The sequence below is a fragment of the Agromyces bauzanensis genome, assembly GCF_014645655.1.
GTDB lineage: Bacteria > Actinomycetota > Actinomycetes > Actinomycetales > Microbacteriaceae > Agromyces > Agromyces bauzanensis.
In genome coordinates this window covers 1-617 of sequence record NZ_BMMD01000087.1, presented here as the reverse complement: position 1 = coordinate 617, position 617 = coordinate 1, and the positions used below count along the sequence as shown (strand labels likewise).

The 617-nt window shown below is 70.7% G+C and carries 1 protein-coding gene; it reads left to right on the top strand.

Annotated elements, in window-relative coordinates; genetic code table 11:
* Window positions 1-144 precede the first annotated feature (144 nt).
* On the top strand, window positions 145-617 hold a 473-nt coding region (locus IEX31_RS18525), incomplete at its 3' end, for a nuclease-related domain-containing protein (RefSeq protein ID WP_188744853.1).

Here is a 617-nt window from a genome sequence, read left to right as displayed (position 1 = left end):
GCGCCAGGTCCACCTGCAGGATCAGAGACCTAAGCCATCGACCTGGGAAGTGACGCCCTGAACGAGCAAACCGCCGGCCCCTCTCTCGGGCACCGCCGCCCCGCGACATCCGTCATCGCCGAACGCCTGCGCGTGCAGGCGACCGTGCCTGCGAGCACCGCTGTGCAGCGGTTGTTCGGCGACTCGCCGCTCGGTCGCGAGGCCGAGCCCTGGTACGTCGGCGCACTCGGACAGCCCGAGGTCGCGCGACGGCTCGCCGGGCTCGGGCCCGGATGGTGCGCGCTGCACTCCGTGCCGGTCGGCAGCGGCGCGGGCGACCTCGACCATGTCGTGATCGGGCCGGCCGGGGTGTTCGCGGTCAACACGAAGCACCATCGCGGGCAGAACGTGTGGGTGGGCGCGAAGCGCATCCTCGTGACCGGGCAACGCACCGACCACCTGCGCAACGCCGCATACGAGGGGAAGCGCACGTCGAAGCTGCTCTCGGTCAGCACGCGCATGCTCGTCGATGTCACACCGATCATCACGATCGTGGGGGCACGACGGATGACGGTGCGCGAGCGCCCGGACACCGTGACTGTGCTGCGCGAGTTCGACCTCGTCGGTTGGCTCCGGCG